Source organism: Saccharopolyspora sp. NPDC002578 (genome assembly GCF_053592695.1).
Genome location: NZ_JBSFWJ010000053.1, coordinates 17,380 through 43,899 on the forward strand (window position 1 = coordinate 17,380; position 26,520 = coordinate 43,899).

Below are 26,520 nucleotides of genomic sequence, written 5' to 3' on the forward strand. Positions count from 1 at the left end.
GACTCCCCGAAGTCCTATCGCTTAACGCTCCCGAGATAGTACGGCTGATCGCCCGAACTGACGATAGTGGGCGACAATTTCTTCACAATCAGTGCACGATTCACTGAGATTGTGCGCCGTATCGGCCAACTGTGTTACGCCACCTGACCGGCGTAGACACCCAATGTAGGTACGACCGGTTCCCAGATGATCGCTCTCAGTAGCCGAGCAATCTGGCCCCGGTCCGGCGCTCCGCGGCGAGCCCGGCGATGTGCACCTCGCTGGCGGAGCGGTAGGCGACCGCGTTGCGCCCGGACTGCTTCGCCGCGTACAGCAGCGCGTCCGCGCCGATGAGCTGCTGCTCGGCGGTGGCGGCGGGCGAGGTCTGCTGGCCGGTGTCGGGTTCGTGCGCCATCCCGATGCTCACGGTGACGCGCAGTCCCGGAGCGAGTTGTGACCAAGGGAACCGTTCGATGCGGATCCGGGCCGCTTCGCACACCGCGACGGCGCGGGCGGCGTCGATGGTGGGCAGCACGAGCACGAACTCCTCACCGCCGTAGCGGGCGCAGAACGAGCCGGACGGCAGCGCCTCCTGCAGCAGGTCGACGACGCGTTGCAGCACGCGATCGCCGAGCAGGTGCCCGTAGGTGTCGTTGACCTGCTTGAACCAGTCGAGGTCGACGAGCCCGACGGCGAGCCCGCCAGCGCTGTCCACGGCGAGCAGGTCGGCGAGGCGTTCGTCGAGGTACCGCCGGTTGTAGCTGGCGGTGAGGCTGTCGCGCAGGCTCTGCTCGCGGGCTTCGGCGTGTTCGCGCCGGAGCCGGTTCACCTCGTGCCGCAGCTGTTCCGGAACGCGCGGGGTGTCCTGGGTGGAGAGCAGGTCCAGCGCGGAGCGCAGGTGGTGGTAGGCCTGCCGCCACTGGCCCCGGGAGGCGAGCAGCGCCGCGATCGACTCGTGCAGTTCCACCATGCCGCCCTCGTTGGCGAGCTCGTGGCGCGTGCGTCGGGGCCCGAGGTCCGGCGGTGGCGCCGGCGCGGGGCACAACGAACGAGCGACGTCCTCGCGCAGAGGTTCGGGTCCGGCGACACCGTCGCGCAATCCGGTCATCGCTGTCACCTCCCGTCCGTGGTGTCGTCGGCTCCGGCGGGTCGCTTGAGGCGCCGGGACGCGCGTACTGCGGAATTCGCTCATCCGGCTTACCTGTCCTTGCTCCGAATTGGTGAGTGCGTCTCACGTAGCCGGACTGTCTTGGTGTGTACCGGGCCGGGAGATCGGGTGGAAGCGAATCGACGTGTCCCCACCCGCACGGACGAACCGATCACGCTGTGTTCCACATCACTGCTGGGCAAAGCGCCGCTCTCCGCTCGTGTCATGAGCCGCTGCCGTTGGGGCAGGGCGCGAATCCGTGCACTCGGCCGTCGAGGAGCACGAGGTGCTGCGATCCGATCTGCCTGCCGGTGATCGTGCCCTCCTGGCGGACCGTTACTTCCACGCCGATCACCCACACTTCGCCGCGCGGCGGCCCGGTCTCGTCCGGCGCGTAGGCCGGGTCGGGCCGCAGCGTGCTCAGCGCCGGGTCGAGTTCCACGGTGAGCCCGTCGAGTTCGCAGGTCCGGTCCGCGTAGTCGGGGTGCTGGGTCCGGCCGAAGAAGTCCTGCTGGGCTTGCGGTCCGTGCCGGGCGGTGGCGTTGTTCGCGGCGAAGTACTCGCGGACCTGCTGCTCCCGCGGAGGTCCGTCGGGCGCGCCGGAGCACCCCGCGAGCGCGCACGCCGCGAGGCACAGGAGTGCGGTCCGCATCGTCCGGTCAGCCGCCGCTGTGATCGATCTCGGCGCCCGACGGGACGCACCTGTCCTCGGGGTCGTCGAGCCAGCCTTCCGGCAGCACGACTTTCCCAGCGGAGCCCTGCCGCCCGCGCGGACCTTCGGCGTCCTCGGGGAACGGCACGTCCGGGTCGAGCCCCGCCAGCAGGTCGTCGAGTTCGGCGAGGCTGGACACGAGCCCGAACCGCTTCCGCAGGTCGGATCCGATGGGGAAGCCGCGCAGGTACTGCGCCATGTGCTTGCGCAGGTCCCGCACGCCCTTCTGCTCGCCCATGTGCTCGCTGAGCAGCTCGCCGTGCCTGCGCAGCACCCGCCGGACCTCGCCGAGGTCCGGTCCGGGCGGGACCTCCCGCCCCGCGAACGCGGCCTGCAGGTCGCGGAACAGCCAGGGCCGCCCGAGGCAGCCCCGCCCGACGACGACGCCGTCGCAACCGGTCTCGGCCATCATCCGCAGCGCGTCGTCGGCGCTGAAGATGTCGCCGTTGCCCAGCACCGGGATGCCGCGAACGGTCTCCTTGAGCCGGGTGATCGTGGACCAGTCGGCGGTGCCGGAGTAGCGCTGCGCGGCGGTGCGCGCGTGCAGCGCCACGGCCGAGGCACCGGCCTGCTCGGCGATCCGCCCCGCGTCGAGGTAGGTGAGGTGGTCGTCGTCGATGCCGATGCGGAACTTCACGGTCACCGGGACGCCCGCGGGTTCGGCGGCCCGCACGGCGGCGGTGACGATGTCCTCGAACAGCCGCCGCTTGTACGGCAGCGCGGAGCCCCCGCCCTTGCGGGTGACCTTCGGGACGGGGCAGCCGAAGTTCATGTCGACGTGATCGGCGAGGTCCTCGTCCACGATCATCCGCACGGCCTGCCCCATGGTCACCGGGTCGACGCCGTAGAGCTGCATCGAACGCGGCCGCTCATCGGCGTCGAACGTGATCATCTGCATGGTCTGCGGATGCCGCTCCACCAGCGCCCGGCTCGTGATCATCTCGCAGACGTAGAGCCCCGCGCCGTACTCCCGGCACAACCTGCGGAACGCCACGTTCGTGATCCCGGCCATCGGAGCGAGCACCACCGGCGGATCCACGGCGTACGGCCCGATCCGCAGCCCATCCCGAGGCGGGTGTTCAGCGGTCGGCACCATCGAATCGAGCACGGTCACGCGGACCATTGTCCCTGACGCCGAAGTCGCCCTCGCATTCCCGGTTCGCGCCCCGCGCAGTCGATCATCGCGCCCCTCAGCGCGGTGCCGCTGCCCTGCGAACACCGCGCTCACCGACTTCGGCCCACCGTCACACGAGATGACCACGCCCTTGTAGGCTGCCCCTGCGGGGCGTTAGCTCAACTGGCAGAGCAACGGACTTTTAATCCGTGGGTTCTGGGTTCGATCCCCAGGCGCCCCACCATCCCGCCTGGTCAGAGCACTGGGCAACCTCGTTGCTGAGCCCGGTTGCCAATTGGTTGCCAACTTCGTCGGATTGCCCGTCGGAGTCCACGAACGCCAGCGCGTCGGCGCTCGCGCGGGACTGCTGGCCTCGCCCGAAGTAGGTCATCGAGACCCGGGAGTGCCCGAGCAGGTCGGCCACTTGGCGGGTGTTGAGATTGCGGTTGCCGTCGACCGAGTGTCCGGTTCCGCGCTTCCGCTGATCCGTCGGGACCGTGTGGTCGGCGCGGACGGCTGGTCGGTGATCAGCGCCTCACGACGAGTGCTTGCGCAGCAGGGACGGCGATGGCCGGAACAGCCATCGTCCTGCCACGACGTTGCCGATGGTCAGCGCGATCGGCAGGGCCGGCAGCACCAGGTATCCGAGGATGGCCGGTGTGTAGTGCACCTCGGGTCGAGGGGCGAATCCGCTCGACATGGCGATCATCTTGGTCATGAGCCATATCGAGACACCACCGGAGAAGATCGTCCCCCCGGCCATCACGAGCATGACCCGGCGGGCTTGCCGTGCTTGAGTGGTGTTCAAGTACCCGCTCGACACGTAGGGCCGTCCGCTGACGAGCACGATCGCCGACAGCAACGCGAAGAAGTCGGCGATCACCCCGGCGCCTACGACCACGACGGTGACGGGGTTGTAGGACGTGGGGAGCGCGTATCCGAGCGGCACGACCAGGGCGCCGCACGCGACGCTCATCAGGACGGCGATGGTCCAGAGCAGGGTGGACCACCTGCGGATGGCGGTGACGGTGCCTTGCGGGACGTGCGCGAACCGCTGGGCCGGGTGGGGGCCGTAGATCACGAGCGAGCCTGCCGTCCGCAGTCGTCGTCGGAGAGGTCGGTGTTCGACCACTCGGTGCCGAGGTCGTAGATCTTCTGCTCGACGGTCGTGCCGTTCGTCGCCGTGTTGCCGGTGGTGAGCGCGTTTCGCGCGCAGGTCACGAGGATCGGCCGACTTTCGGGTGTCGTCCGCGACTTCCACTTCGCGCGCTTCGGTGGTGCGGCTTCGCGCAGGCCGGAGCGGAATCGAAGATCCTCGCGACTCCGCCCGTACATGTACAGTGGGGCGTACATGTACGTTTTCGCAGTTCGCGGTCGACCGGGAAGGGGTGGGGTGTGGCGTCGAGGGTGGTGCGGGAGCGGGTTCGGGGTGAGGTGCGGCAGGGCATCCTGGACGAGGCCGAGCGGCTGATCCGCGAGGAGGGCCTGCCGGGGTTGACGATGCGCAAGCTCGCCTCCCGGCTCGGGTACGCGCCGATGTCGCTGTACTCGTACTTCGCCGACAAGCAGGCGCTGCTGCGCGAACTCGGGCGCCAGGGCTTCGAGGTGATCGCGCGCCGCCTCGAAGGGGCGGTCGAGCGCGGCGGCGTGGACGGGGTGCGCGAGCTGCTGGTGGAGTTCGTGCGCTACGCCCACGAGGACCCGGTGCACTACCGGGCGCTGTTCCTGGGGGACAGGCCCGTCACCGATCGGCCGGAATGCCCGGACGCGGTGAACCCGGCGTTCGCGCTGCTGTCCGAGCACGTGGCGGAATGCGTCGCGCGGGGAGCTCTCAGCGGTGACGTGCTCGCGACGAGCACGGTGCTGTGGACCGCGGTGCACGGTGCCGCCACCGTCGTCGTCACCTTCGAGCATTGCCCGTTCGGGTCCTGGGAAACCTACGCGGAAACGATGGTGGACACGGCGTTGGCCGGGGTCCGCGCCCGCCCGTTGACGGGCGGCTGAACCGTCGCCGCCGAGAGCGCGACGGAGTCGAAGCAGCGGGTTCCGGCGAACCCGATCCCCACTGGAGGGTTGAGATGACCACGCCCCAGGAACTTGTGGCGATCCCGCAACCGAAGCCGAAGCCGATCGTCGGCAACCTCCCGGAGCTCGACGCGGACAAGGGCGTCTTCCGCTTCGTGGAGCTGGCCGAGCAGTACGGTCCGATCTTCCGGTTGCAGCTGCTGAACCGGAAGCTGGTCGTCGTGCAGTCGCAGGAACTGGTCGACGAGCTCTGCGACGAGGAGCGGTTCGACAAGGAGCTCAACGCGCCGCTGCGCAACGTCCGGGACTTCGCCGGCGACGGGCTGTTCACCGCGTGGACCGACGAGCCGAATTGGCAGGCGGCGCACCGGATCCTGATGCCCGCGTTCGGGCCGGCGTCGTTGCGCGACATGTTCGACGGCATGGCCGACATCGCCGAGCAGCTGCTGCTGATGTGGGAGCGGCGCGGGCCGGAGCACCGCATCGACGTCGCCGACGACACGACGCGGCTCACCCTGGACACGATCGCGCTGTGCTCGTTCAGCCACCGCTTCAACAGCTTCTACGCGGAGCGGATGAACCCGTTCGTCGAGTCGATGGTGCGGGCGCTGGTCGAGTCCGGTGCGCGCGCCGGTCGGCTGCCGGGGCAGGAACTCCTGATGCGCGGCACCCGCAAGCAGTACGCGGCGGACAAGGAGCTGATGCACCGGGTCGCCGACCAGCTCATCGCCGACCGCCGGGAGCACCCACTGCCCGAGGGGCGGCACGACATCCTGGACACGATGCTCACCGCGACCGACCCGAAGACCGGGGCGCGGCTGCCCGATGAGAACGTGCGCTACCAGCTGGTCACCTTCCTCATCGCCGGGCACGAGACCACCAGCGGGCTGCTCACGTTCACCTTGCACGAACTGCTGCGGAACCCGGACGTGCTGGCGAAGGCGCAGGCCGAAGTGGACCGGGTGCTGGGCACCGAGGCGCCGCGGTTCGAGCACCTGAGCGGGCTCGGCTACCTCGACCAGATCTTCAAGGAGTCGCTGCGGCTGTGGCCGACGGCGCCCGCGTTCGCCGTCACCCCGCGCGCCGACGGCACCGTGCTCGGCGGGCGCTACGAGCTGGACCGGGACGACACGCTGCTGGTCGTGGCGCCCGGCCTGCACCGGGACCCGGCGGTGTGGGGCGCGGACGCGGAGACCTTCGACCCGGAGCGATTCTCCTTCGAGCGCGCGGAAATGCTGCCGCCGAACGCGTGGAAGCCGTTCGGCAACGGGCAGCGCTCCTGCATCGGGCGCGGATTCGCGTTGCAGGAGGCCACGTTGTTCCTCGCGATGCTGCTGCAGCGCTTCGACATCTCCGCGGCCGACCCGGACTACCAGCTCAAGATCAAGCAGACGTTGACGATCAAACCGGAGGGCCTGTACCTGCACGCCCGTCGGCGCGACGTGCGGATCAGCTCCGCGGAACCCGCCGAGCGGGCCACTCCCGCCGCCGTGCGGGCCGAGCCGAACGGCGTGCCGGTGCGGGTGCTCTACGGCTCGAACGCGGGCACCGCGCAGGCGTTCGCGCAGCGCATCGCCAACGACGCCACCGCGCGCGGCTGCACGGGCAGCCTCGAACCGCTCGACGACGCCGTCGGCGACCTCGCGGGCGACGGGGTCGTCGTCATCGTCACCGCTTCCTACGAGGGGCAGCCGCCGGACAACGCGCGGGAGTTCGTGCGCTGGCTGCGGGAACAGCCCGACGGGGCGCTGGACGGGGTGCGGTACGTGGTGTTCGGCTGCGGCAACACCGACTGGGCCCGCACCTACCAAGCAGTTCCGTCCGAAGTGGACGAACAGCTCGCGCGGGCCGGGGCGAAACGGCTCGTGGAGCGCGGCCGGGCCGACGCGCGCGGCGACTTCTTCGGGCAGTTCGACGACTGGTACTCCGGATTCTGGGGCCCGGTCGCCGCCGAGTTCGGGTTGGCCGACACCGCCCCGGAGACCGCCGGGCAGCTGTCGGTGGAGTTCGCCGGAACCACCCGCGACCCGATCGTGCGGGCCAACGACCTGCAGTGGGGCACCGTCGTCGAGAACCGGGAGCTCACCGACCTCGCCGCCGGGTCCAAGCGGCACCTGGAGATCGCGCTGCCGGAAGGCGTGCGCTACCGCGCCGGGGACTACCTCGCGGTGCTGCCGCTCAACCCGCCCGCCGTGGTGGCGCGGGCGCTGAGCCGGTTCGGCCTCGCCCACGACGACCAGGTGGTGCTGCGCGGCGAGCGGACCTTCCTGCCGACCGGATCCCACGTCGCCGCCGGGGAACTGCTCGGCAGCTACGTCGAACTCGCCCAGCCCGCGACGCGCAGGCAGATCGAGCTGCTCGCCGACGCCGCCGCCTGCCCGCCGGACGTGCGCGCGCTGCACGCGCTGAGCCGGGACGCCGACGCGCACGCCGAGCAGGTCCTGCGGCCGCGGGTGACCCTGCTCGACCTGCTGGAGCGCTTCCCGTCCTGCGCGCTCACCTTCGGCGGATTCCTGCGGCTGCTGAGCCCGTTGACGCCGCGGCAGTACTCCATCTCCAGCTCGCCCCGGTGGAACCCGGCGCACGCCACGCTCACCGTGGCCGTGCTCAACGAGCCCGCGCGCTCCGGCAGCGGGACCTACGAGGGCGCCGCGTCGAACCACCTCGCGCAGGCCCGGCCGGGCACGAAGGTCGCGGTGACGGTGCGGCCGTCGAACGTGGCGTTCCACCCGCCGGAGTCGCTGGAGACGCCGCTGGTGCTGGCCTGCGCGGGCAGCGGCATCGCCCCGTTCCGCGGTTTCCTGCAGGACCGCGCGCTCGCCGCGCGGGAGCAGGGCGTGACTCCGGCGCCCGCGCTGCTGTTCTTCGGTTGCCACGGACCGGAATCCGACCACCTGTACCGCGAGGAGCTCGCCGCGTGGGCGGCGGACGGCGTGGTCGACGTGCGGCCCGCGTACTCCGCGGAACCGGTCGACGGCGTCCGCTACGTGCAGGACCGGCTCTGGGCCGACCGCGCCGACGTGATCGACCTGGTCGAGCGCGGGGCGACGGTGTTCGTGTGCGGCGACGGGCAGCGGATGGCTCCGGCCGTGCACCGGACCTGCGCCCGCATCTACGAGGAGGCCACCGGCGCCACCGCGGAGCAGGCCGAGCAGTGGATGATCGAGATGGAGCGCGACCACGCCCGCTACGTCGCCGACGTCTTCGCTTGAGGAGTCCGTTCGGAGTGACCTGCAGCGGAACCTCAGCGGCTTGCTCGCTCCGGGATCGATTTCTGATGTAGGCGCCCCTACACGGCGAAATCGTTGTCCTCATGAGGAAGCCGCTGAGAACCCGCCGGTGGTCGTTGTGCTCAAGCCGGTCACTGCTCAGCGGCTCCGCCGCTGACAAGACGACGACCGAAAGATCATTCTGCAAGGACCTCTGAGCCGGTGCGGGGCTTTGGCCCCTGGGACGGCGCTTCCCGGCGGGGGCACCGTGGTCACCGTGCGGTGCCCGTCCGGGGGCGGAGGTGAGTCGTGGGCCTGCAGATCCTGCCGTTGGCCATCACGATGCTGGCCGGGCCGCAGATCATGTCGGCGATCGTGTTCGTGACGACCGCGCGCCCGGTGCGGGTCTCGGTGGCGTTCGTGCTCGGCGTGCTGGTGGCGACGACGTTCGGCGTGCTCGTGGCCCGCGGGCTGGCGGCGTTGCTGGGCGGCGCGATCCCGGTCGACGGCGAATCGCCCGCGGCGGGCGCGCTGGGCGAAGGCATCCAGATCGCGCTGATGGCCCTGCTGGCGCTGGCGGCGCTGCGCAACTACCTGCGGCGCAGGACGGCCGAGCCGCCGAAGTGGCTGGGCACCTTGCTCGCGGCCGGTCCGGGCACCGCGCTCAAGACGGGGCTGCTGGTGGTGCTGGCGATGCCGTCCGACCTCGTGATCATGCTGACGGTCGGCGTGAACCTCCAGCACCACGGCACCGGCCCGGCCGGCGCGATCCCGTTCATCGCGGCCACGGCGTTGATCGCGGCCCTCCCGCTGCTGCTCTACCTCCTGTTCCACCGGCACGCGGTGACGGCAATGCCGAAGCTGCGGGACTGGATGAACACCCACAGCTGGCTGGTCAACATCATCGTCTGCCTGTTCTTCATAGCCCTGATCGCCACCGGCGGCTGACGTGCCGAGGTCCAGGCCGGGCCCTCGGCACGTCGTGCCTCAGCGGGCTTCCGTGCTCGCGCCGTTGAAGGGCGGGCTGGGGACGCACGGGGGTTCGACGGCGTCGTCCGGGTCCAGGGCGTTGAGCACGTACTGCTCGGCGCGGCGGTCGAACGCGATGCCGATGTGGTCGGTGAGGTTGATCTCGCAGCCGTCCTGCAGCAGGACGTTGGTCACCTGCGGGCCGTCCAGGAAGGCCGAGGTGTGCGGGGTGACGACCTCGTCGTACTTGGTCTGGATGACGGTGTAGTCGACGCCGGGCACGGTGTCGTCGCCTGCGTTGAGCTCGGCCATGAACTCGGAGTCCGCCAGCTGGTCGCGCACCGAGTCGCCCAGGCCCGCCTGCAGCAGTTCGGGAACTCCGGGCAGCTTCGAGAGCCCGAGCACGTCGGTGCCGTGGTTGGACGGGGACAGGCCCACGAGGTGCTCGACCGCGTCCGCGCCGCCGAGTTCGCCGAGGTAGTAGCGGGGCAGCATGCCGCCTTGGGAGTGCCCCACGATGTCGACCTTCTCGCTGCCGGTGGTGTCGCGGACCTCGTCGACGAACTCGGCGAGTTCGACGGCGGAGTCGGGGATCGCGGCGGTGCCGCCCGCGGGGAAGGTGCCGGGAGCTCCGACGCCGAGCCCGCTGTCCTGGCCGTAGTTGAACGCGAACACGCAGTAGCCCTCGTTGACCAGGCGCGGCGACAGCGAATACCAGTTGAAGGTCATGTTCTCGACGGTTCCGTGCACCAGGACCACGGGCCGCGGGTGTTCCGGCGAGGGCGTGCAGGAGTCGTCGTTGGCGCCCGCTGGGGCCGTGTCGGGGTGGGCCGCTGCGTGGGCGAAGGCCGCCGCACCTGAGTTGATCACCGGGAGCGCGTCGTCGGCCGCCGCGCTCGCCGGGAAGGTCGCGCTCACCGCCGCGGCGGCCAGCACGACACCGAGTCGTCGTCTTCTCCGAGCGGTTCGCGCGGAGCGGTCACGAGTCAGGTTCGCCATTGAACCCACCACCTCTTCTGAGCTTCGTCGCACAGATCAGGGAGTTCAACTCTTGCGCGCTCAACGAAGAAGTGGTCGTGTGATCCTATTCACATGTTCGTATCCGGGAGGGCGCGTTGCCCGAGTCGACCCCGATGCGACTCGGGCAACGCGCGGGTCACCGCGGCCCCGTCGCGCGGTGACGTCTTCGGTCGGATCCCGTCAGGTGCGGTGGCGGGCGGAGGAGCGGTCGGTGCCGGAATACTCCGCCGTTTCCGAGATGGATGGTATTGCCGGATATCCGCGGAACTCGTCGAACATCCGGATGCGCCCGAAGCGCCGAGCTCCCCGCCGCGGAATCAGCGCGGTGCGCAGTCCTGCGGCGTCCACCGCGGCGGTCCTCTCGGCGCGTCGCGCGGTCGTCGGAACGCGATGGTCGGAAGGCATTGCCCGGTCCTTCTGGTGCTGGATGCGAGTGTTCGCTGCGGACGACAATGCCGTGGGATCGGCGAGAGGAAAACGCACGGTTGCGGGTTTAGTCGGAATAATCTGAGATTTCTCGGAGCCGCGGTAAATCCGTCACGATGATGCTGCGGTAACCGCGCTGCAGCACGTCCTGTTCGTGCAGGTCGCGCAGCGCCTTCTCCACCGTGCGCAGCCGGACCCCGGCCAGCGTCGCCAGCTCCTCGTGGTTGAGCGGGGGCCCGATCCGCCAGTTGCCGTCGGAGTCCTGCTCGCCGTAGGTGTCCACGACCTCCAGCAGCACGCGCGGCACCCGCTTGGTCGCCGAGAGGTTCGCGTTGTCGATCCGGCGGCGGTTCGCCCAGCGCAACCGGGCGTTGACCATGAGGACCATCGCGACCGCCGCGTCCGCGTGCTCGCTCAGGAAGCGGCGGAAATCGCTCGATTTGATCAGCCGCGCCCTGGTGTGCGCCCCCGCGGTGACCGTGGCCGACCGGGCTCGCCGCTCCAGCGCGGCCATCTCGCCCACCAGGTCACCGCCGAAGCGGATGCCGAGCAGCGTCGGGCCGCCCGATTCCGACAGCGCCTGCACCTTCGCCGAGCCGCTGAGCAGCAGCACCACGTGCGAACTGTCGTCGCCCTGGCGCAGAATCGTGTGGCCCGCTTCGAAGATCACTTCGGGGCCGAGGTCGAGCAACGTCCGCTGGGTTTCGCGGCGCAGCCGGGCGAGCAAGCTGAACTCCGGCCACTGCGCCTGAGGTGGATCAGTGATGACCGCTCCTCTCTTCCCGAAGCGCGAGGTGGCGTTCGGCCGAACTCGAATTCAGCCGAATCGCGGTGCGCCCGCAGTCGCCGGTCGCCGTTCATTCTGGAACCGGACGGGCGAAACCAGTCACCGCTGACCGGGTGATCACACCCGGCGAGCGGCGGTGGAAACATCGGGTCCCCCTCGCGGGTTATTCGATTCAGCGGAGATCTTCACTAATCCGGTCGCCGGATCGGGCCATTCCGGTAGCAACTCACTCGTTCGGACTAACGATTGTGCGGATCGTGGAGTATTCGAGGCAGATCCGCTCGTCTGAAACTCCTTCGAAAGGCGATCCGGACGGCGGCCACCGCCGGTGACCGCCGTCCGTTGATCGGGTTATGCCAACTCCGCCAGATGGGCGCGGGCGAATTCGCGGAACGAGCGCGGCGGCCGTCCCAGGATCTCCGCCGCTGTCGTGGTGGTGCAGTCCTCCGCGCCGTCGCGAATACCGGCGTCTACCGCTCCCAACGCCGCCGCGAACGCATCCGGCATCCCCGTCGCGCGGAATATTTCGGTGCGCTCGGCGACGCTCACCGCGCGATGCCGGATCCGGCGACCGGTGACCTCGCTGAGCACCTCGGCGACCTCCGGGTACGACAGCGACTCCGGTCCGGTGAGCAGGTGCTCGCCCTCCGGAGCGGGGCCGGTGAGCAACCGGGCGGCGACCGCGGCGATGTCCTCGGCGTCGATCCAGCCGAGCCTGCCGTCGCCCGCCGCGCTGACGAGCTCGTCGTGCTCGCGCAGCCCATCGCCCAGCGGATGGCCGCCGAGCACGTTCTGCATGAAGCCCGACGGACGCAGCACCGCCGACTCCGGCATCCGGCGAAGCTCCCGCACGAGCTCGTCCACGCCCGGCGCGCCGGGCAGCACGATGAGCGAACCCAGCAGCACCACCCGGCGCACCCCGGCGGCGGTCGCCTCCGCCAGGAACGGCGCCACGAGCCGCATCGGTTCGAGCTCGGCCAGCGGCGGCACCAGGTATGCGGCGCGGACGCCCGCGAGCGCCGGCCGGAAGGTGGCGGGGTCGTTCCAGTCGAACCGGACCTGGCCGGGGCCGGGGTTGCGGGAGGCGACCTTGGCCTCCGGCAGCAGCCGGGACAGCGGTCGGCCGGTCTTGCCGGTTCCGCCGATCAGCAGCACCGTCATGCCCGCGCCTCCAGCGATTCGATCAGCGCGGGCAGTTCCCCGGCGGCCTGCGCCGCCAGCACCGGGCTCCAGTAGTCCCGGTAGTGGGTGATCAGCCCGTCCCGCACCGTCAGCACCGCGATGTAGTGCATGACGTACGGCTCGCCGGTGCGCACGGTGCGGCCGTGCGCGGTGAACTCGGCGATCACCTTCTCGGGATCGGTCGTCTCGTGCAGCTCGTAGGCGGGGAAACCGGTGATGTCCACGCGGTCCGGGTAGCCGTCGAGGTATTCGCGCATCCCGTCGCGCCCGTCGACGCGGGCGGGCGTGCCGGCGGCGAACGGCGCTTCGAACACGATGTCCGGCGCGAACAGCTCGATCGCGCCGGCCATGTCCTTGGCCAGCAGCAGTGCGGTGAACCGGTCGATCACGTCGGCCGGTGTGGTCGGGGTCGTCACGGGTCGCTCCTCCGCGTCGGTGTCGAGGTCCACGTTCGGCGCTGCGGCGCGGCGCGGGAACGTCCGGTTCAGCCCCGGACCGGCGGTCCGTGGATGGCGGCCGGAGTCCGTGCCAGGCTGGCTCGGTGAGCAAACGGGACCTCGGCGACTTCCTGCGCACCAGGCGCGAAGCGCGCACGCCCGCGGCGGCCGGCCTGCCCGCGGGCCCGCGCAGGCGCACCCCCGGTCTGCGGCGCGAGGAGGTCGCGGTGCTGGCCGGGGTGTCGGTGAACTACTACGAGCGGCTGGAGCAGGCCCGCGGCCCGCACCCCTCACCGCAGGTGCTGGATGCGCTGGCCGTCGCGCTGGGCCTGTCCGCGACCGAACGGGAGCACCTGGCCACGCTCGCCGAGCACGCCCCGGCGCACTCCGGTCCGCCGGAGGAGCCGCCGCCTGCCGTGCTGCGGTTGCTGGACCGGCTGGGGACGGTGCCCGCCTACGTGCTCAACGCGCGCCACGACGTGCTCGCGTGGAACCCGGCGGCCGCCGCGCTGCTGGTGGACTTCGCCGCGCTGCCCGCGCCGGAGCGCAACATCCTGCGGCTGGCGATGCGCGGCGGGCCGCTGCGCTGCGAACCGTCCGGGGACGGCTTCACCCGGCAGGCTGCCTCCGAGCTGCGGCAGGCGTCCGCGCGCTACCCCGCGGACCGGCGGCTCGGCGAGCTGGTGCGGGACTTCGCCGCGCACAGCCCGGAGTTCGCCGCGCACTGGCGGGACCAGGAGCTGGGCGTCGGCGAGGCCGTGCCCAAGCGCCTCCGGCACCCCCGGCTCGGCCTGGTCGAGCTGGAGATCCAGGAACTGCGCGTGCCCGGCCACGACCACCGGGTGGTGCTGCTGACCGCCGAACCGGGGTCGGCGTCGGCCGCGAAGCTCGACGCCCTCCGACCCGGGCCGCGGCTGCGCGCCGTGCCGTGATCGATCGTTTCCGCGCGCGTCCCCCTCGCCGCGCCGGTTCGTGGGTGATCATGGGGGTTCGGGCGGGAACGGGGAGGGCGGATGGCCGACATCGATGTGGGGCCGGGCGAGAGCACCGGGCTCGAAGGCGAAGCGCGGCGGCCCGGTGACGTCCTCGCGCGGGTGCTCACCGAGGTGTTCTCCCCCGCGGTGATCGTCCTGCTGCTGCCGATCGCCGTGGCCTGGCGCGCCACGCACTCGCCGGGACCCGCGCTCGGGTGGGGCGTGTTCGTCGCGTTCACCAGCAGCGTGCTGCCGATGGCGGGGATCGTCGCCGGTTCCCGGCTGGGCTGGTGGGACGGCCACCACGTGCGCGATCGGGAGGGCAGGCTGGTGCCGTTCGTGCTGCTGATCGTGCTCAGCTCGCTCGGCCTGGCCGTGCTGGTGCTCGCGGGCGCGCCGCGGCTGATGGTGGCGCTGGACGTGGCGATGCTGTCGGCGCTGCTGGTCGTCGGCCTGATCACGGTGTGGTGGAAGGTCTCGGTGCACGCGGCCGTGGCGGCGGGCGCGACGGCGATCCTGGCCGTGGTGTTCTCGCCGTGGTTGCTGCTGCTGTGGGTGCTGACGGCGGCGGTGGGCTGGTCGCGGGTCCGGCTCGGCGACCACACTCCCGCGCAGGTGGCGGTCGGCGCCGTCATCGGCGTCGCGGCGGGCGCCGTCGGCTACCTCGCGGTCATGTGAGGCCGTCCGCGCGTCAGAGCGGGACCTCCGCGTGGACGAGCTCACCGCGCACGGCCTCCGCCGCGCCGCCGGTGGCTTCGGCGAGCCACACGTCGAAGGCGTCGAGCTCCGGCTCCGGGACCTGGACCACGAACCTGACGTGCTCCGAGTAGTCCACATCGGACACCAGGAATCCCTGCGACCGCAGGTCGTTCTCCAGCTTGCCCGCCACCAGGTAGTCCACGGCGGTCGACATCAGCCGCATCGGGCGCAGCTCGGCGAGCGCCACGTGCTCCAGCGCCGCCGAGACGGCCCCGCCGTAGGCGCGCACCAGGCCGCCCGCGCCGAGCAGCGTGCCGCCGAAGTACCGCGACACCACGGCGACCACGTGCGTGATCTCGTTGTGCCGCAGCACTTCCAGCATCGGCACCCCGGCCGTGCCGCCCGGCTCGCCGTCGTCGCTGGAGCGCTGGGTCCGGCCGTCCGCGCCCAGCACGTAGGCCGAGCAGTGGTGCCGCGCGTCGTGGTGCAGCTTGCGCCGCTGCGCGATGAACTCCCGCGCCTGCTCCTCCGACTCGGCTCGGGACAGCGCGCAGAGGAACCGGGACCGCTTGATCTCCAGCTCGAATTCGCCTGATCGCCGGATTGCGCGCACCCGCGCCCCTTCCCATTCGCAACGCTTCTACCTGCGGTTATGGTGACGTCGATCACCTGAACAAGCTCGATTCGCGTGATCCGGGCCGGTGAGAGAGGTCGATACCGCAGGTCACGGTATTCACGTGCACGTCACTCGGACGCGGTTTTCCGTTCCGCCACCACGACACGTAACGTCCTCCCTCATGGAGCAGTCATCGAGTCCGCTGGAGCCTGGCACGCGGGTGCGTGCCTCGTTCGGCCGGTTCCGCGATCAGGTCGGCACGGTGGTGGAGACGGCATCGGGGCTTCCCGAGGTCTTCGACGGCCCAGTGCTGTGGGTCCGGTTCGACGGCAGCGAGGAGCCAGGCCTGGTAGCGGGTCGCTTCCTGGAGGAAGCGGCCGCCTGACCTCCGAACGCCGGCCCGCCGCGGCGGCCGGCGGCGGAACCTCCCCGCTCCCGCCTCCCGCTCGTCGGTTCCGGCGAGCCACGAGCCGGGCGCCCCGGCTTCACCCCCAGATCTCCTCCGCCGCGCGCACGACCAGGCTCAGCTTCGCCACTTCCTGCTCGTAGCTCAGGGCGTTGCCCTCCTGGGTGGAGGCGAAGCCGCACTGCGGCGACAGGCACAGCTGGTCCGGGTCGACGTAGCGGGACGCCTCCTCGACGCGCCGCTTGAGGTCGTCGACGGACTCCAGCTCGCCGCTCTTGGTGGTGACCAGTCCGAGCACGACGTGCTTGCCCTTCGGCAGGAAGCGCAGCGGCGCGAACCCGCCGGAGCGGGCGTCGTCGAACTCCAGGAAGAATCCGTCCACGTCGAGCTCGTTGAACAGGGCTTCGGCGACGAAGTCGTAGCCGCCCTCGGCCACCCACGACGAGCGGTAGTTCCCCCGGCACAGGTGCGTGGTCACGGCCATCGACGCGGGCCGGTCCCGGATCGAGGCGTTGATCAGCTCGATGGTGCGCAGGTGCTCGTGCTCGGCGTCGTCGCCGCGAGCGGCGAGCTGCTCGCGCTGCCTCGGGTCGTTCAAGTAGGCGAGGCCGGTGTCGTCGAGCTGCAGGTAGTGGCAGCCCAGCCCGGCCAGCGCGTGCACCTCGGCGCGGTAGGCGGCGGCGAGGTCGGCGCGGAACTCGGCGAGGTCCGGGTACACCTCCGGGTCGATCGAGGCGCGGCCTCCCCGGTAGAGCACCATGCCCGGCGACGGGATGGTCAGCTTCGGCGTCGCGGTCCGGGCGCGGTCGGCGAGCGCCTTGAACGCGCTCTCGAAGATCGTGTGGTCGAGGCCGAGCTTCCCGTCGATCCGCATCTCGGGGGTGGCGAACTCGACGTCCCCGTCGGCGTTGTGGAACCGCACGGTCAGCGAGGAGTCCTCGACCCGGTTGATGCCGCGCAGCTGGTACAGGAAGTCCATGTGCCAGGAGGCGCGGCGGAATTCGCCGTCGGTGGCGCTGGAGAGGCCGATCTCCTCCTGCATGGCCACGACGTCGGTGATCGCCTCGTCCTCGATCCGCTCCAGCTCGGCGGCATCGATGCGTCCGGCGGTGAACTCGTCGCGGGCCGCCAGCAGGTGCGGGGGGCGGAGGAGGCTGCCGACGTGGTCGGCGCGGAACGGTGGGGCTACGCGAGGACTCATGCCCCGGCAACCTACTTCCCCGCGGAGCGGGTGACCGCACCCCGCTGTCGCCCAGTGGATTACCCTCGCGCATTACTCCATTCGAGAGATGTTCATCACTGTATGTGAGGAGCGACAACTCGGATCCGCCGGACGCTTGGGTAAAATCGGCGAGCCAGCCAGCTTCGCAGGACGGATGGATACGATGCGCGTTCTCGTCATCGGAGCCGGGATCGGTGGCCTCGCGGTGGCCAAAGGTCTCATCGACGCCGGTCACGACGTTGCGGTCTTCGAACACGCGGACGCGCTGCGCGACGGCGGCGCCGCGGTGACCGTGTGGAGCAACGGAACCGCCGCGCTCGGCCAGCTCGGCGTCACCCTCGAAGACGTCGGGCGCCCGCTGCACTCCTTGAAGTCCATCACCGACACCGGTCGGCTGCTGTGGGAAGCAGACCTGGCCGACGTCACCGAACGCCTCGGCTCGCCCACCATCGAAACCCCGCGCCGCCTGCTCACCGGCAAGATCGCGGCGGCGCTGCCCGCGCACGTGCTGCACTTCGGCCGCCGCTGCATCGCCGTCACCGAGACCTCCGACCGGGTCATCGTGGACTTCGCCGACGGCACCAGCGCCGAAGGCGACGTGCTGATCGGCGCAGACGGGCAGCGGTCCGCGGTGCGCCGCGAAGTGCTCGGCGGCAGCCCCGCGCGGCTGACCGGCTGGGCCAGCTGGCAAGGCCTCACCCGCAGCGACCTGCCCGTGGCGCACGGGCACCAGACCGTGAACATCGCCGGCCGCGTGGCGCACTGCGGGTTCATCCCCGCCGGCAACGGGCTGCTGCACTGGTGGTTCGACCTGCCGTGGCGGGAAGGCGACACCCCGATGTCGCTGCGGGACCTGCGCCGCATGTTCGCCGGCTGGGCGGACCCGGTGCGCCCGCTGCTCGCCGAAGTGGGGCCGGACGACCTCGGTTTCTTCCCGCACATCCGCCACGTCGTGCCCCGCGTCTGGGGCGGGGCACGCAGCACGCTGCTCGGCGACGCGGTGCACGCGATGCCGCCCGCGGTGGCGCAGGCCGCGAACCAGACGCTGGAGGACGCCTGGCTGCTCTCGCACCGGCTCGCCGACGTCACGGGGGCGCCGGAAGAGGCGCTGCGGGCCTACGAGCAGGAGCGGCGCTCCCGGGTGCTCAAGGTCTCGCGCACCGCCGCGTTCACCTCCGCGCAGCGCAGCACCCCGCTGCAGCGCGTCGGCAGGCTCCCGAAGTGGATCGCCACCCGCAGCCAGGTCGCCTCGCTGCGCTCCGGCAGCACCGTCCTGCGGCCCGTTCCCGCCTGATCGTCGCCCGCTGAGCGGCGGCGGACCCGCCTCCGGACGTGCGAAAGCCCGCCCGACACCTCGTCGAGCGGGCTTTCGGGCCGATGCGGGATCAGGCGCCGAGGACGTCCGGGTCCGGGCCGACGCGGGTTCCGGTGTCCAGGCCCGCGATGACCGCGAGGTCGTCGTCGGCGAGCTCGAAGTCGAACACCTGGATGTTCTGCCGGATGCGCGACGGCGTCGCCGACTTCGGGATCACCACGTTGCCGAGCTGGATGTGCCAGCGCAGCACGATCTGCGCGGGGCTCTTGCCGTACTTCTCCGCCAGCGAACCCAGCGTCGGGTCCTCCAGCAGGCCCTTGCCCTGGCCGATCGGACTCCACGCCTCGGTGAGGATGCCGTGCTCGCGGTGGAACGCGCGCAGGTCGCCCTGCTGGAGGTTCGGGTGCAGCTCGATCTGGTTCAGGGCGGGCACCACGTCGGTCTCCTCGAACAACCGGCGCAGGTGCGGGATCTGGAAGTTCGAGACGCCGATGGACTTCGCGCGGCCGTCGGCGCGCAGCTTCTCGAACGCCTTCCACGTGTCGACGTACTTGTCCTGCCCGGCGGCGGGCCAGTGGATCAAGTACAGGTCGACGTAGTCCAAGCCGAGCTTGCCGATGCTGTCGTCGAACGCCTTCAGGGTGCTGTCGTAGCCCTGCTGGTCGTTCCACAGCTTGGTGGTGACGAACAGGTCCTCACGCCGCACACCCGATTCGGCGATCGCCTTGCCGACGCCTTCCTCGTTGCCGTAGGCAGCAGCGGTGTCGATGCTGCGGTACCCGGCCTCGATCGCCGTGGCCACCGGCTCGATCACTTCTTCCGGCGGCACCTGGAAGACGCCGAAGCCGAGCTGCGGGATCGACGCTCCGCTGTTGAGCGTGAGGTTCGGAACCTGGGTCATCTACTCGTTCCTCCCAATGGGTCGAACGTTGCCGGGGCACCCGCGACCTCGCCCGCGGATCACCACTCGGTGCAACCCGCCCGCCCGGCCGCGGATTCCCGGTTCGAGGCGTCCTCCATCACAGCACGCACCCCGACCCGAAGCTATCCGGCGAACCAGTGCCCGGACGTTCCCGCGCACGGCGCCGGTCGAGGTTCAGGACCTTCGTCCCGCCACCGGGAGCAGCGCAGACGTGCACGGGGCCGGTCACCGCGGTGAGTGACCGGCCCCGTGCAGTCCGAGGGTGCTCAGTGCGCGGGGGCGGCCGCCTCCGCCTGCTCGGTCTCGCAGCGGTGCGAGGCGACGACCTCGCCGGAGCGCGGCGTCCGGTCCAGCCAGCCGGACAGCAGCGCGAAGCCGAGTCCGACCACGGCGAGGATCGCGCCGACCCAGCTGGGCGCGGTCAAGCCGAACCCGCCCGCGATGACCAGGCCGCCGAGGTAGGCGCCGAGCGAGTTGGCGATGTTGAACGTGGACTGGATGCTCGCCGAGCCCAGCGCGGGGGCTTCCTTGGCCTCGTCCAGAATCCGCGCCTGGATGCTGGGGATCGCGGCGAAGCCCGCCAGCCCGACTACGAACACGTTGATCGCGGTCAGCACCATGCTCTGCGAGGTGACCAGGAAGGCCAGCAGCGACACGGCCAGCAGCGAGAGGAAGACGTACAGCGTCCGCATCGGTGCCCGGTCCGCGAGCCGCCCGCCGATGACGGTCCCGGCGGTCATGCCCAGGCCGAACAGCGCCAGCAGCGCCGTGGCCATCGTGGGCGTGAAGCCGGTGACGTCGGTGAGCAGCGGCTTGATGTAGCTGTAGAAGGAGAACGTGGCGGCGAAGCCGAACACGACGACGGCGAACGCGAGCCACACCTGCGGGCGCTTGAAGGCGACGAGCTCGCCGCGCAGGCTCACGTCGGTCGGCTTGGGCTGCTGCGGCACCAGGGCGGCGACGGCGATCAGGGCGATCACGCCGATGGCCGCGACCACGCCGAAGGTGAAGCGCCATCCGAAGGACTGCCCGAGCAGGGTGCCCAGCGGGACGCCGACGATGTTGGCGACGGTGAGGCCGATGAACATCATCGAGATGGCCTGGGCGCGCTTGTCCCGCGCGACCAGCCCGGCGGCGACGACCGCGCCGACGCCGAAGAAGGTGCCGTGCGGCAGTCCGGCGATGAACCGGGCGGCCAGCAGCGTCTCGTGGGTGGGGGCGAACGCGGAGGCCAGGTTCCCGACGACGAACAGGGCCATCATGCTGATCAGCATCGTCTTGCGCCGGACGCGCATGCCGCCCGCGGTGAGCAGCGGCGCGCCGACGACGACGCCCAGCGCGTACAGCGAGATGTAGCCGCTGGCGTCGGACAGCGACACGTGCAGGTTCGAGGCCACTTCGGGCAGCAGCCCCATCATGACGAACTCGGTGGTTCCAATGCCGAAAGCTGCGATGGCCAGTGCCAACAGGGCAATGGGCAAGGAGGTCTCCTGAATGCGAAAGTGCCGGACCGGGTCAGTGCCCCGAACCCGCCTTCCGGCTGAGGGCGCGCGTGATCCCCGCTGCTGTGGCGGTCGTCGGTGCTCGGAGCTCTCTCAGGAAGACCGGCTGTCGCTGGCGGCTCCCCGGGCACGTTCAACACTAGTGCCCGCCGATGGTGTTCCCAGCGGGACTATGAAGCGGACCACTGCCGCGCGGGCCGGTTTCCACTCGTTCGGTTCAGTGCGAACGCGCCATGGGAGGCATCGGCCACAGTGGAGCGGCCGTTACGGTTCCGACCCCTGTTTGAAACGATTTGTGCGAGGTCAGTCCGCCGGGCGTGCCACGTTGTGCAGTATGCCCAATTCGCTCGGTTGTCCTTTGTGGACTATCTGAATCCGATCGCGGGAAATGGTCGATCCAGGGAAGCAGCGAGTTGATCTTCGAATGCGCCGCGCACGCGCGGGAATCGTTTCCCGGAGATCATCCGCGTTCGCGGGATTCCGCCCCTTCGGAAGCGGAATGCCGTCCGACCACGTGCGCCTCCACCTCCATCCGGCGCCGCATGTGCGGGTAGTGCAGCTCGAACGCGGGCCGCACCGACCGGATGCGCGGCAGCTCCGTGAAGTTGTGCCGCGGCGGCGGGCAGGACGTCGCCCACTCCAGCGAGTTCCCGTGCCCCCACGGATCGTCCACGTCGGCCTTCGTCCCGAACCGGTGGCTGGCGAACACGTTCCACAGGAACGGCAGCATCGAAGCGCCCAGGATGAACGCGCCCACGGTCGAAGCGACGTTCATGCCGGTGAAGCCGTCCGTGGACAGGTAGTCCGCGTAGCGCCGCGGCATCCCGGCCCCGCCCAGCCAGTGCTGCACCAGGAACGTCGTGTGGAAACCGATGAACGTGAGCCAGAAGTGGATCTTGCCGAGGCGTTCGTCCATCATCCGGCCGGTCATCTTCGGGAACCAGAAGTACATCCCGGCGAACACCGCGAACACGATCGTCCCGAACAGCACGTAGTGGAAGTGCGCCACCACGAAGTACGTGTCGTGCACGTGGAAGTCCAGCGGCGGCGCGGCCAGCAGCACGCCCGTGAGCCCGCCCAGCAGGAACGTCGCCAGGAACCCGACGGAGAACAGCATGGGCGTCTCGAACGTGAGCTGCCCGCGCCACATCGTGCCGATCCAGTTGAAGAACTTCACGCCGGTCGGCACCGCGATCAGGAACGTCGTGAACGAGAAGAACGGCAGCAGCACCGCGCCCGTCGCGAACATGTGGTGCGCCCACACCACCACCGACAGCATCCCGATGAGCAGCGTCGCGTACACCAGGCCGGTGTAGCCGAACAGGGGTTTGCGGCTGAACACGGGGAAGATCTCGGTGACGATGCCGAAGAACGGCAGCGCCACGATGTAGACCTCCGGATGCCCGAAGAACCAGAACAGGTGCTGGTAGGCGATCGCCCCGCCGGTGGCCGGGTCGAACACGTGCGCCCCGAGGTGCCGGTCCGCCAGCAGGCCGAACAGCGCCGCGGTCAGGATCGGGAACGCCATCAGGATCAGGACGCTGGTCACCAGGATGTTCCAGGTGAAGATCGGCATCCGCCACATCGTCATGCCCGGAGCGCGCATGCACACCGTCGTCGTGATCATGTTGACCCCGCCGAGGATGGTGCCCAACCCGCTGACCAGCAGCCCCGTGATCCACAGGTCGCCGCCGAAGCCGCCGCTGTAGATCGAGCGCGACAGCGGCGCGTACGCGGTCCAGCCGAAGTCCGCGGCGCCGCCCGGCATCACCAGCCCGCTCACCACGGTCAGCCCGCCGAACAGGAACAACCAGTACGAGAACGCGTTGAGCCGTGGGAACGCCACGTCGGGAGCGCCGATCTGCAGCGGCAGGATGATGTTCGCGAAGCCGAACACGATCGGCGTCGCGAACAGCAGCAGCATGATCGTGCCGTGCATCGTGAACAGCTGGTTGTACTGCTCCTGGGACAGGAACTGGAGCCCCGGCTGGGCCAGTTCGCCGCGGATGAGCAGCGCCATCGCCCCGCCGACGATGAAGAAGCCGAACGCCGTCGCCAGGTAGAGCTTGCCGATCTCCTTCGGGTCGGTGGTGCGCAGCATCCCGAGGAACCGGGACCCCTTCGCCGGGCGCTCGCCGCTGTGCGCGCGGGTCGGGACCGGGGACGGCCGTTCGTGCACGGTGGCCATGCGTGCTCCTCTGGGCGTGGGCTCCGCTGATCGGTCGGGTCGCTGCTGAGCTGCGCGAACGCGGTCTCGTCCGTCAGTCTTGACCCGGCCCGGAGGGTCGGCAATCCGGTCCGCGGGCGAACTCGGGACGACCGGTCCTTGAGCCGGAGCGCTCGGTCTGCTCGGCTCGTACCGAGCCGTCGCGCCACCGGGTGCGACGGCAGGACTCGGAGGGATCCAGATGGCACTGACCCTGGGCGGCGGACCGCTCACGACTCGCCCGCCGGAGGCGGTCAACTACCGGATCGACGGACCCCCGCACCGGTTGTTCCTGCACGACTTCCCGCGCCGGGTCCGGGCGCTGTTCGGCGGTGAGGTGGTGCTCGACAGCGACCGCGCGCGGCTGCTGCACGAGAGCAACCTGCTGCCGCAGCTCTACGTGCCCACCGAGGACGTGCGGACGGACCTGCTGCAGCCGACCTCGCACAGCACGCACTGCCCGTTCAAGGGCGACGCGGCGTACCACTCGGTGCGGGCGGGCGACCGGATCGCGGAGAACGCGGTCTGGCACTACCCGCGGCCTACGGAGTCCGCGCCGTGGCTGGAGGGCCTCGTCGCCCTCTACTGGGGCTCGATGGACGCCTGGTTCGACGAGGACGAAGAGGTCTTCGGCCACATCCGCGACCCGTACCACCGGTTCGACGTCCGCAGCACCGGCAGGCACGTGCGGGTGCTGGCCGGGGACGTGGTGGTCGCCGAGAGCAGGCGCGCGAAGCTGCTGTCCGAAACGGGACTGCCGAACCGCTACTACCTGCCGCGCGAGGACGTGCGCACCGAGCTGCTGGAACCGAGCGCGACGCACACCGTCTGCCCGTACAAGGGCACCGCCTCGTACGCGTCGCTGCGGGTGGGCGAGCGGCGCCTGCCGGACGCGGCGTGGTCGTACCCGGAACCCTTCGACGGCGCGCTCGCCATCGCCGACCGGCTCTGCTTCCTAAGCGATGACCTCACCACCGAGATCGACGGCGAACCGCTCTGACCGCTTGCCGTTGGTCTTGGCTTGAGTAGCGGGTCGGGTGGCGGAACCTCAGCGGCCTTCTCGCTGCGGGATCGATTTCTCATGTAGCTCCCTACACAGCGAAATCGCTGTCCTCGCGAGAAGGCCGCTGAGAACCCGCCGGTGGTCGTTTTGCTCAAGCTGGTCACTGCTCAGCGGCTTCGCCGCTGACAAGACGAAGATCAAAGACAAACGGTCGCCACCTCGCCGCCACTTCGAGAACGTCAGCCCGTCAGTGCGGACATGGCCATGCGGTGCAGCAGGGCGGTCATGGCCGCGGTGTCGAGGTGCGCGCTGTAGGGCGTCGAGTTGATCAGGCCGAGCACCGCGTGCACGGTGGCGCGCGCGGTGGGCTGGTCGAGCCCGGGCCGCGCCAGGCGCAGCACCTCCACCCACACCTCCACGTAGCCGCGCTGGGCTTCCCGGACCCGGTGCCGCTCGTTCGCGGCGAGGCTGTCCAGGTCGCGCAGGTGCACGCTGATCAGCGCCGGGTTGGTGAGGGCGAACTCGACGTGCCTGCGCACCAGTTCGTCCAGCGTGCGCAGCGGTTCGGCGGTGGAGCTGGCCCGGCTGCGCCCCGCGTCGAGCAGCCGGTCGCTGATGCCGGTGAGCATCTCGGCGAGCATCGCGTCCTTGCCGCGGAAGTGCCGGTACAGCGCGGGCCCGGAGATGCCGACGGCCCGGCCGATGTCGTCGATGCCGACGCCGTGGAACCCGTAGCGCGCGAACAGCTCCGCCGCAGCGTCGAGGATCTGCTCGCGGCGGCTCGGTCGGGAGGTGGCCGGCTCGCTCATCGGCGCCGATACTAGACGCCGAGGTTAGTCATCGTTAACATCTGGGCGGCGGTTAACGATGACTAACTTGACCGGATCCAGCCTGAGCGGGAGGAACGTCGGTGGATGCGCCCGTCCTGACCAGCACGATCGATGCGGAGGCCGAACGGCCCGCCCGGTTCGCCGCCGAACACGCGGCCCTGGTCGACGACCTCAACGCCCGGCTCGCGACGGCCAGGCTCGGCGGACCGGAGAAGTCCCGCCTGCGCCACGTCGAACGCGGCAAGCTGCTGCCCCGCGACCGGGTGGACGCGGTGCTGGACCGGGGCTCGCCGTTCCTGGAGCTGTCCCCGCTGGCCGCGCACGAGCTCTACGACGGCGACGCGCCGTCGGCCGGGATCATCACCGGCATCGGCCGCGTCTCCGGGCGCGAATGCGTGATCGTCGCCAACGACGCCACCGTCAAGGGCGGCACCTACTACCCGATGACGGTCAAGAAGCACCTGCGCGCCCAAGAGGTCGCGCTGCACAACAACCTGCCCTGCCTGTACCTGGTGGACTCCGGCGGCGCGTTCCTGCCCAGGCAGGACGAGGTGTTCCCGGACCGCGAGCACTTCGGGCGGATCTTCTACAACCAGGCCACCATGTCCGCGCGCGGCATCCCGCAGATCGCCGCCGTGCTCGGCTCCTGCACCGCCGGCGGCGCCTACGTGCCCGCGATGAGCGACGAAGCGGTGATCGTGCGCGAGCAGGGCACGATCTTCCTCGGCGGCCCGCCGCTGGTGAAGGCCGCGACCGGTGCCGAGGTCACCGCCGAAGAGCTCGGCGGCGGCGACCTGCACTCGCGGACCTCCGGCGTCACCGACCACCTAGCGGAGGACGACGCGGACGCGCTGCGCATCGTGCGCTCCATCGTCAGCACCCTCGGTCCGCGCGCGCCGCGGCCGTGGGAGGTCGTCGCGCCGGAAGAGCCCGCCGTGTCGCCGGACGACCTCTACGCCGTCGTGCCCACCGACAGCCGCACCCCCTACGACGTGCACGAGGTCATCGCCCGCATCGTCGACGGCAGCCGGTTCCAGGAGTTCAAGCGCGACTACGGCACCACGCTCGTCACCGGCTTCGCCCGGCTGCACGGACATCCCGTGGGCATCGTCGCCAACAACGGCATCCTGTTCGGCGAGTCCGCGCTCAAGGGCGCGCACTTCATCGAGCTCTGCGACAAGCGCTCGATCCCGCTGGTGTTCCTGCAGAACATCTCCGGGTTCATGGTCGGCCAGGAGTACGAGGCGGGCGGCATCGCCAAGCACGGCGCGAAGATGGTCACCGCCGTGGCCTGCGCGCGGGTGCCGAAGTTCACCGTGGTCATCGGCGGCTCCTTCGGCGCGGGCAACTACTCGATGTGCGGACGGGCGTACTCGCCGCGGTTCCTGTGGATGTGGCCCAACGCGCGGGTCTCCGTGATGGGCGGCGAGCAGGCCGCGTCGGTGCTGGCCACCGTGCGCCGCGACCAGTTCGACGCGCGCGGCGAGCACTGGTCCGACGAGGCCGAGGACGAGTTCAAGAACCCCATCCGCGAGCAGTACGAGCAGCAGGGGCACCCGTACTACTCGACGGCGCGGTTGTGGGACGACGGCGTCATCGACCCGAAGCAGACCAGGTCCGTGCTGGGGCTGGCGCTGTCGGTCGCGGCGAACGCGCCACTGGACCCGGTCGGCTACGGCGTCTTCCGGATGTGAGTCGTCAGGATGGTCTGCGTAGCGGGTCGGGTGGCGGAACCTCAGCGGTTTCCTCGCTGCGGGATCTTTTTCCCGAGTGGCTCCGCCACGAGGGTGCCGATCAGCGGCAGGAACACGGCGCTGA

The 26,520-nt window shown here is 70.5% G+C and carries 25 protein-coding genes and 1 tRNA gene; 10 read left to right on the forward strand and 16 right to left on the reverse strand.

What is annotated here, in order from left to right; genetic code table 11:
- Positions 1-196: 196 nt before the first annotated feature.
- The 3 genes from ACWD38_RS22260 to dusB form a co-directional block, all read right to left on the reverse strand.
- Positions 197-1,087: a GGDEF domain-containing protein gene (locus ACWD38_RS22260; protein WP_184484424.1), complete on the reverse strand. Its 891-nt coding sequence runs from the start codon at positions 1,085-1,087 to the stop codon at positions 197-199.
- A 262-nt stretch (positions 1,088-1,349) separates the two neighbouring features.
- Complete coding sequence (locus ACWD38_RS22265) at positions 1,350-1,778, reverse strand: hypothetical protein (RefSeq protein WP_450124821.1); 429 nt, start codon at positions 1,776-1,778, stop codon at positions 1,350-1,352.
- Between the two features lie 7 nt (positions 1,779-1,785).
- On the reverse strand, positions 1,786-2,934 hold the full coding sequence (dusB, locus tag ACWD38_RS22270; RefSeq protein WP_184486099.1) for a tRNA dihydrouridine synthase DusB: 1,149 nt from the start codon (positions 2,932-2,934) through the stop codon (positions 1,786-1,788).
- Between the two features lie 186 nt (positions 2,935-3,120).
- Between dusB and ACWD38_RS22275 the strand changes: the two genes are divergently transcribed.
- A tRNA-Lys gene (locus ACWD38_RS22275) sits at positions 3,121-3,196 on the forward strand.
- A 291-nt stretch (positions 3,197-3,487) separates the two neighbouring features.
- Here the strand turns inward: ACWD38_RS22275 and ACWD38_RS22280 are convergent.
- The gene (locus tag ACWD38_RS22280; RefSeq protein ID WP_450124822.1) at positions 3,488-4,033 is read right to left on the reverse strand and encodes a hypothetical protein; all 546 of its coding nucleotides are present in this window, start codon (positions 4,031-4,033) and stop codon (positions 3,488-3,490) included.
- Positions 4,030-4,173, reverse strand: coding sequence for a hypothetical protein (locus tag ACWD38_RS22285; RefSeq protein WP_184484464.1), 144 nt, complete (start codon positions 4,171-4,173; stop codon positions 4,030-4,032). The genes ACWD38_RS22280 and ACWD38_RS22285 overlap by 4 nt, the downstream gene beginning before the upstream one ends.
- Positions 4,174-4,347: 174 nt before the next feature.
- On the opposite strand from ACWD38_RS22285, the gene ACWD38_RS22290 reads away from it, so the two are divergent.
- The 3 genes from ACWD38_RS22290 (at position 4,348) to ACWD38_RS22300 (ending at position 9,134) form a co-directional block, all read left to right on the forward strand.
- Positions 4,348-4,956: a TetR family transcriptional regulator gene (locus ACWD38_RS22290; protein WP_184484465.1), complete on the forward strand. Its 609-nt coding sequence runs from the start codon at positions 4,348-4,350 to the stop codon at positions 4,954-4,956.
- Positions 4,957-5,030: 74 nt separating this feature from the next.
- Entirely contained in the window at positions 5,031-8,189 is a 3,159-nt protein-coding gene (locus ACWD38_RS22295; protein ID WP_184484467.1) for a bifunctional cytochrome P450/NADPH--P450 reductase, read from the forward strand.
- 306 nt (positions 8,190-8,495) lie between these two features.
- A complete protein-coding gene (locus ACWD38_RS22300) occupies positions 8,496-9,134 on the forward strand; it encodes a GAP family protein (protein WP_450124823.1) in 639 nt (212 codons plus the stop codon).
- Between the two features lie 39 nt (positions 9,135-9,173).
- Here ACWD38_RS22300 and ACWD38_RS22305 read toward each other — a convergent pair whose 3' ends face one another.
- From ACWD38_RS22305 to ACWD38_RS22325, 5 genes are all read right to left on the reverse strand, one after another.
- Positions 9,174-10,154 (reverse strand): esterase/lipase family protein, encoded by a 981-nt coding sequence (locus tag ACWD38_RS22305; protein ID WP_450124824.1) that lies wholly within the window; start codon positions 10,152-10,154, stop codon positions 9,174-9,176.
- 201 nt (positions 10,155-10,355) lie between these two features.
- Complete coding sequence (locus tag ACWD38_RS22310) at positions 10,356-10,580, reverse strand: hypothetical protein (RefSeq protein WP_184484473.1); 225 nt, start codon at positions 10,578-10,580, stop codon at positions 10,356-10,358.
- 88 nt (positions 10,581-10,668) lie between these two features.
- Positions 10,669-11,328 (reverse strand): Crp/Fnr family transcriptional regulator, encoded by a 660-nt coding sequence (locus ACWD38_RS22315; RefSeq protein ID WP_184484475.1) that lies wholly within the window; start codon positions 11,326-11,328, stop codon positions 10,669-10,671.
- Positions 11,329-11,739: 411 nt separating this feature from the next.
- The gene (locus tag ACWD38_RS22320; RefSeq protein ID WP_450124825.1) at positions 11,740-12,549 is read right to left on the reverse strand and encodes an ergot alkaloid biosynthesis protein; all 810 of its coding nucleotides are present in this window, start codon (positions 12,547-12,549) and stop codon (positions 11,740-11,742) included.
- Positions 12,546-12,986 carry a nuclear transport factor 2 family protein gene (locus ACWD38_RS22325; RefSeq protein ID WP_343071670.1) on the reverse strand — a complete coding sequence of 147 codons (441 nt, stop codon included), beginning with the start codon at positions 12,984-12,986 and terminating at the stop codon, positions 12,546-12,548. The genes ACWD38_RS22320 and ACWD38_RS22325 overlap by 4 nt, the downstream gene beginning before the upstream one ends.
- A 125-nt stretch (positions 12,987-13,111) precedes the next feature.
- Here ACWD38_RS22325 and ACWD38_RS22330 point away from each other — a divergent pair, with 125 nt between their 5' ends.
- Positions 13,112-13,939 (forward strand): helix-turn-helix transcriptional regulator, encoded by an 828-nt coding sequence (locus ACWD38_RS22330; protein ID WP_450124826.1) that lies wholly within the window; start codon positions 13,112-13,114, stop codon positions 13,937-13,939.
- A gap of 81 nt (positions 13,940-14,020) precedes the next feature.
- Positions 14,021-14,659 carry a phosphatase PAP2 family protein gene (locus tag ACWD38_RS22335; RefSeq protein ID WP_184484481.1) on the forward strand — a complete coding sequence of 213 codons (639 nt, stop codon included), beginning with the start codon at positions 14,021-14,023 and terminating at the stop codon, positions 14,657-14,659.
- A 13-nt stretch (positions 14,660-14,672) separates the two neighbouring features.
- Here the strand turns inward: ACWD38_RS22335 and ACWD38_RS22340 are convergent, their stop codons facing one another.
- Complete coding sequence (locus ACWD38_RS22340; RefSeq protein WP_184484483.1) at positions 14,673-15,293, reverse strand: YigZ family protein; 621 nt, start codon at positions 15,291-15,293, stop codon at positions 14,673-14,675.
- Between the two features lie 184 nt (positions 15,294-15,477).
- Here ACWD38_RS22340 and ACWD38_RS22345 point away from each other — a divergent pair, with 184 nt between their 5' ends.
- The gene (locus tag ACWD38_RS22345) at positions 15,478-15,681 is read left to right on the forward strand and encodes a hypothetical protein (RefSeq protein ID WP_184484485.1); all 204 of its coding nucleotides are present in this window, start codon (positions 15,478-15,480) and stop codon (positions 15,679-15,681) included.
- A 100-nt stretch (positions 15,682-15,781) separates the two neighbouring features.
- Here ACWD38_RS22345 and ACWD38_RS22350 read toward each other — a convergent pair whose 3' ends face one another.
- A complete protein-coding gene (locus ACWD38_RS22350) occupies positions 15,782-16,903 on the reverse strand; it encodes a 5-methyltetrahydropteroyltriglutamate--homocysteine S-methyltransferase (protein WP_450124827.1) in 1,122 nt (373 codons plus the stop codon).
- 184 nt (positions 16,904-17,087) lie between these two features.
- Between ACWD38_RS22350 and ACWD38_RS22355 the strand changes: the two genes are divergently transcribed.
- Entirely contained in the window at positions 17,088-18,218 is a 1,131-nt protein-coding gene (locus tag ACWD38_RS22355; RefSeq protein WP_246457130.1) for an FAD-dependent monooxygenase, read from the forward strand.
- A gap of 91 nt (positions 18,219-18,309) precedes the next feature.
- Here the strand turns inward: ACWD38_RS22355 and ACWD38_RS22360 are convergent, their stop codons facing one another.
- The 3 genes from ACWD38_RS22360 to ctaD all read right to left on the reverse strand — a co-directional run bounded on the left by ACWD38_RS22360 (position 18,310) and on the right by ctaD (position 22,851).
- Complete coding sequence (locus ACWD38_RS22360; RefSeq protein ID WP_184484492.1) at positions 18,310-19,140, reverse strand: aldo/keto reductase; 831 nt, start codon at positions 19,138-19,140, stop codon at positions 18,310-18,312.
- 287 nt (positions 19,141-19,427) lie between these two features.
- The gene (locus ACWD38_RS22365; RefSeq protein ID WP_184484495.1) at positions 19,428-20,642 is read right to left on the reverse strand and encodes an MFS transporter; all 1,215 of its coding nucleotides are present in this window, start codon (positions 20,640-20,642) and stop codon (positions 19,428-19,430) included.
- A gap of 481 nt (positions 20,643-21,123) precedes the next feature.
- Positions 21,124-22,851 carry an aa3-type cytochrome oxidase subunit I gene (gene ctaD / locus ACWD38_RS22370; protein WP_184484497.1) on the reverse strand — a complete coding sequence of 576 codons (1,728 nt, stop codon included), beginning with the start codon at positions 22,849-22,851 and terminating at the stop codon, positions 21,124-21,126.
- A gap of 220 nt (positions 22,852-23,071) precedes the next feature.
- On the opposite strand from ctaD, the gene ACWD38_RS22375 reads away from it, so the two are divergent.
- Entirely contained in the window at positions 23,072-23,869 is a 798-nt protein-coding gene (locus ACWD38_RS22375; RefSeq protein ID WP_184484499.1) for a DUF427 domain-containing protein, read from the forward strand.
- Between the two features lie 242 nt (positions 23,870-24,111).
- Here the strand turns inward: ACWD38_RS22375 and ACWD38_RS22380 are convergent, their stop codons facing one another.
- The gene (locus ACWD38_RS22380; protein ID WP_450124828.1) at positions 24,112-24,681 is read right to left on the reverse strand and encodes an SACE_7040 family transcriptional regulator; all 570 of its coding nucleotides are present in this window, start codon (positions 24,679-24,681) and stop codon (positions 24,112-24,114) included.
- Positions 24,682-24,782: 101 nt separating this feature from the next.
- Here ACWD38_RS22380 and ACWD38_RS22385 point away from each other — a divergent pair, with 101 nt between their 5' ends.
- Complete coding sequence (locus ACWD38_RS22385; RefSeq protein ID WP_450124829.1) at positions 24,783-26,396, forward strand: carboxyl transferase domain-containing protein; 1,614 nt, start codon at positions 24,783-24,785, stop codon at positions 26,394-26,396.
- The last annotated feature ends 124 nt before the right edge of the window (positions 26,397-26,520 follow it).

Coding starts and splice junctions, on each gene's coding strand:
- ACWD38_RS22260 (WP_184484424.1), bottom strand. CDS start 1,087: ATGACCGGATTGCGCGACGGTGTCGCCGGACCCGAACCTCTGCGCGAG.
- ACWD38_RS22265 (WP_450124821.1), bottom strand. CDS start 1,778: ATGCGGACCGCACTCCTGTGCCTCGCGGCGTGCGCGCTCGCGGGGTGC.
- dusB (WP_184486099.1), bottom strand. CDS start 2,934: ATGGTGCCGACCGCTGAACACCCGCCTCGGGATGGGCTGCGGATCGGG.
- ACWD38_RS22295 (WP_184484467.1), top strand. CDS start 5,031: ATGACCACGCCCCAGGAACTTGTGGCGATCCCGCAACCGAAGCCGAAG.
- ACWD38_RS22305 (WP_450124824.1), bottom strand. CDS start 10,154: ATGGCGAACCTGACTCGTGACCGCTCCGCGCGAACCGCTCGGAGAAGA.
- ACWD38_RS22310 (WP_184484473.1), bottom strand. CDS start 10,580: ATGCCTTCCGACCATCGCGTTCCGACGACCGCGCGACGCGCCGAGAGG.
- ACWD38_RS22320 (WP_450124825.1), bottom strand. CDS start 12,549: ATGACGGTGCTGCTGATCGGCGGAACCGGCAAGACCGGCCGACCGCTG.
- ACWD38_RS22335 (WP_184484481.1), top strand. CDS start 14,021: ATGGCCGACATCGATGTGGGGCCGGGCGAGAGCACCGGGCTCGAAGGC.
- ACWD38_RS22345 (WP_184484485.1), top strand. CDS start 15,478: ATGGAGCAGTCATCGAGTCCGCTGGAGCCTGGCACGCGGGTGCGTGCC.
- ACWD38_RS22350 (WP_450124827.1), bottom strand. CDS start 16,903: ATGAGTCCTCGCGTAGCCCCACCGTTCCGCGCCGACCACGTCGGCAGC.
- ACWD38_RS22355 (WP_246457130.1), top strand. CDS start 17,088: ATGCGCGTTCTCGTCATCGGAGCCGGGATCGGTGGCCTCGCGGTGGCC.
- ACWD38_RS22360 (WP_184484492.1), bottom strand. CDS start 19,140: ATGACCCAGGTTCCGAACCTCACGCTCAACAGCGGAGCGTCGATCCCG.
- ctaD (WP_184484497.1), bottom strand. CDS start 22,851: ATGGCCACCGTGCACGAACGGCCGTCCCCGGTCCCGACCCGCGCGCAC.
- ACWD38_RS22375 (WP_184484499.1), top strand. CDS start 23,072: ATGGCACTGACCCTGGGCGGCGGACCGCTCACGACTCGCCCGCCGGAG.
- ACWD38_RS22380 (WP_450124828.1), bottom strand. CDS start 24,681: ATGAGCGAGCCGGCCACCTCCCGACCGAGCCGCCGCGAGCAGATCCTC.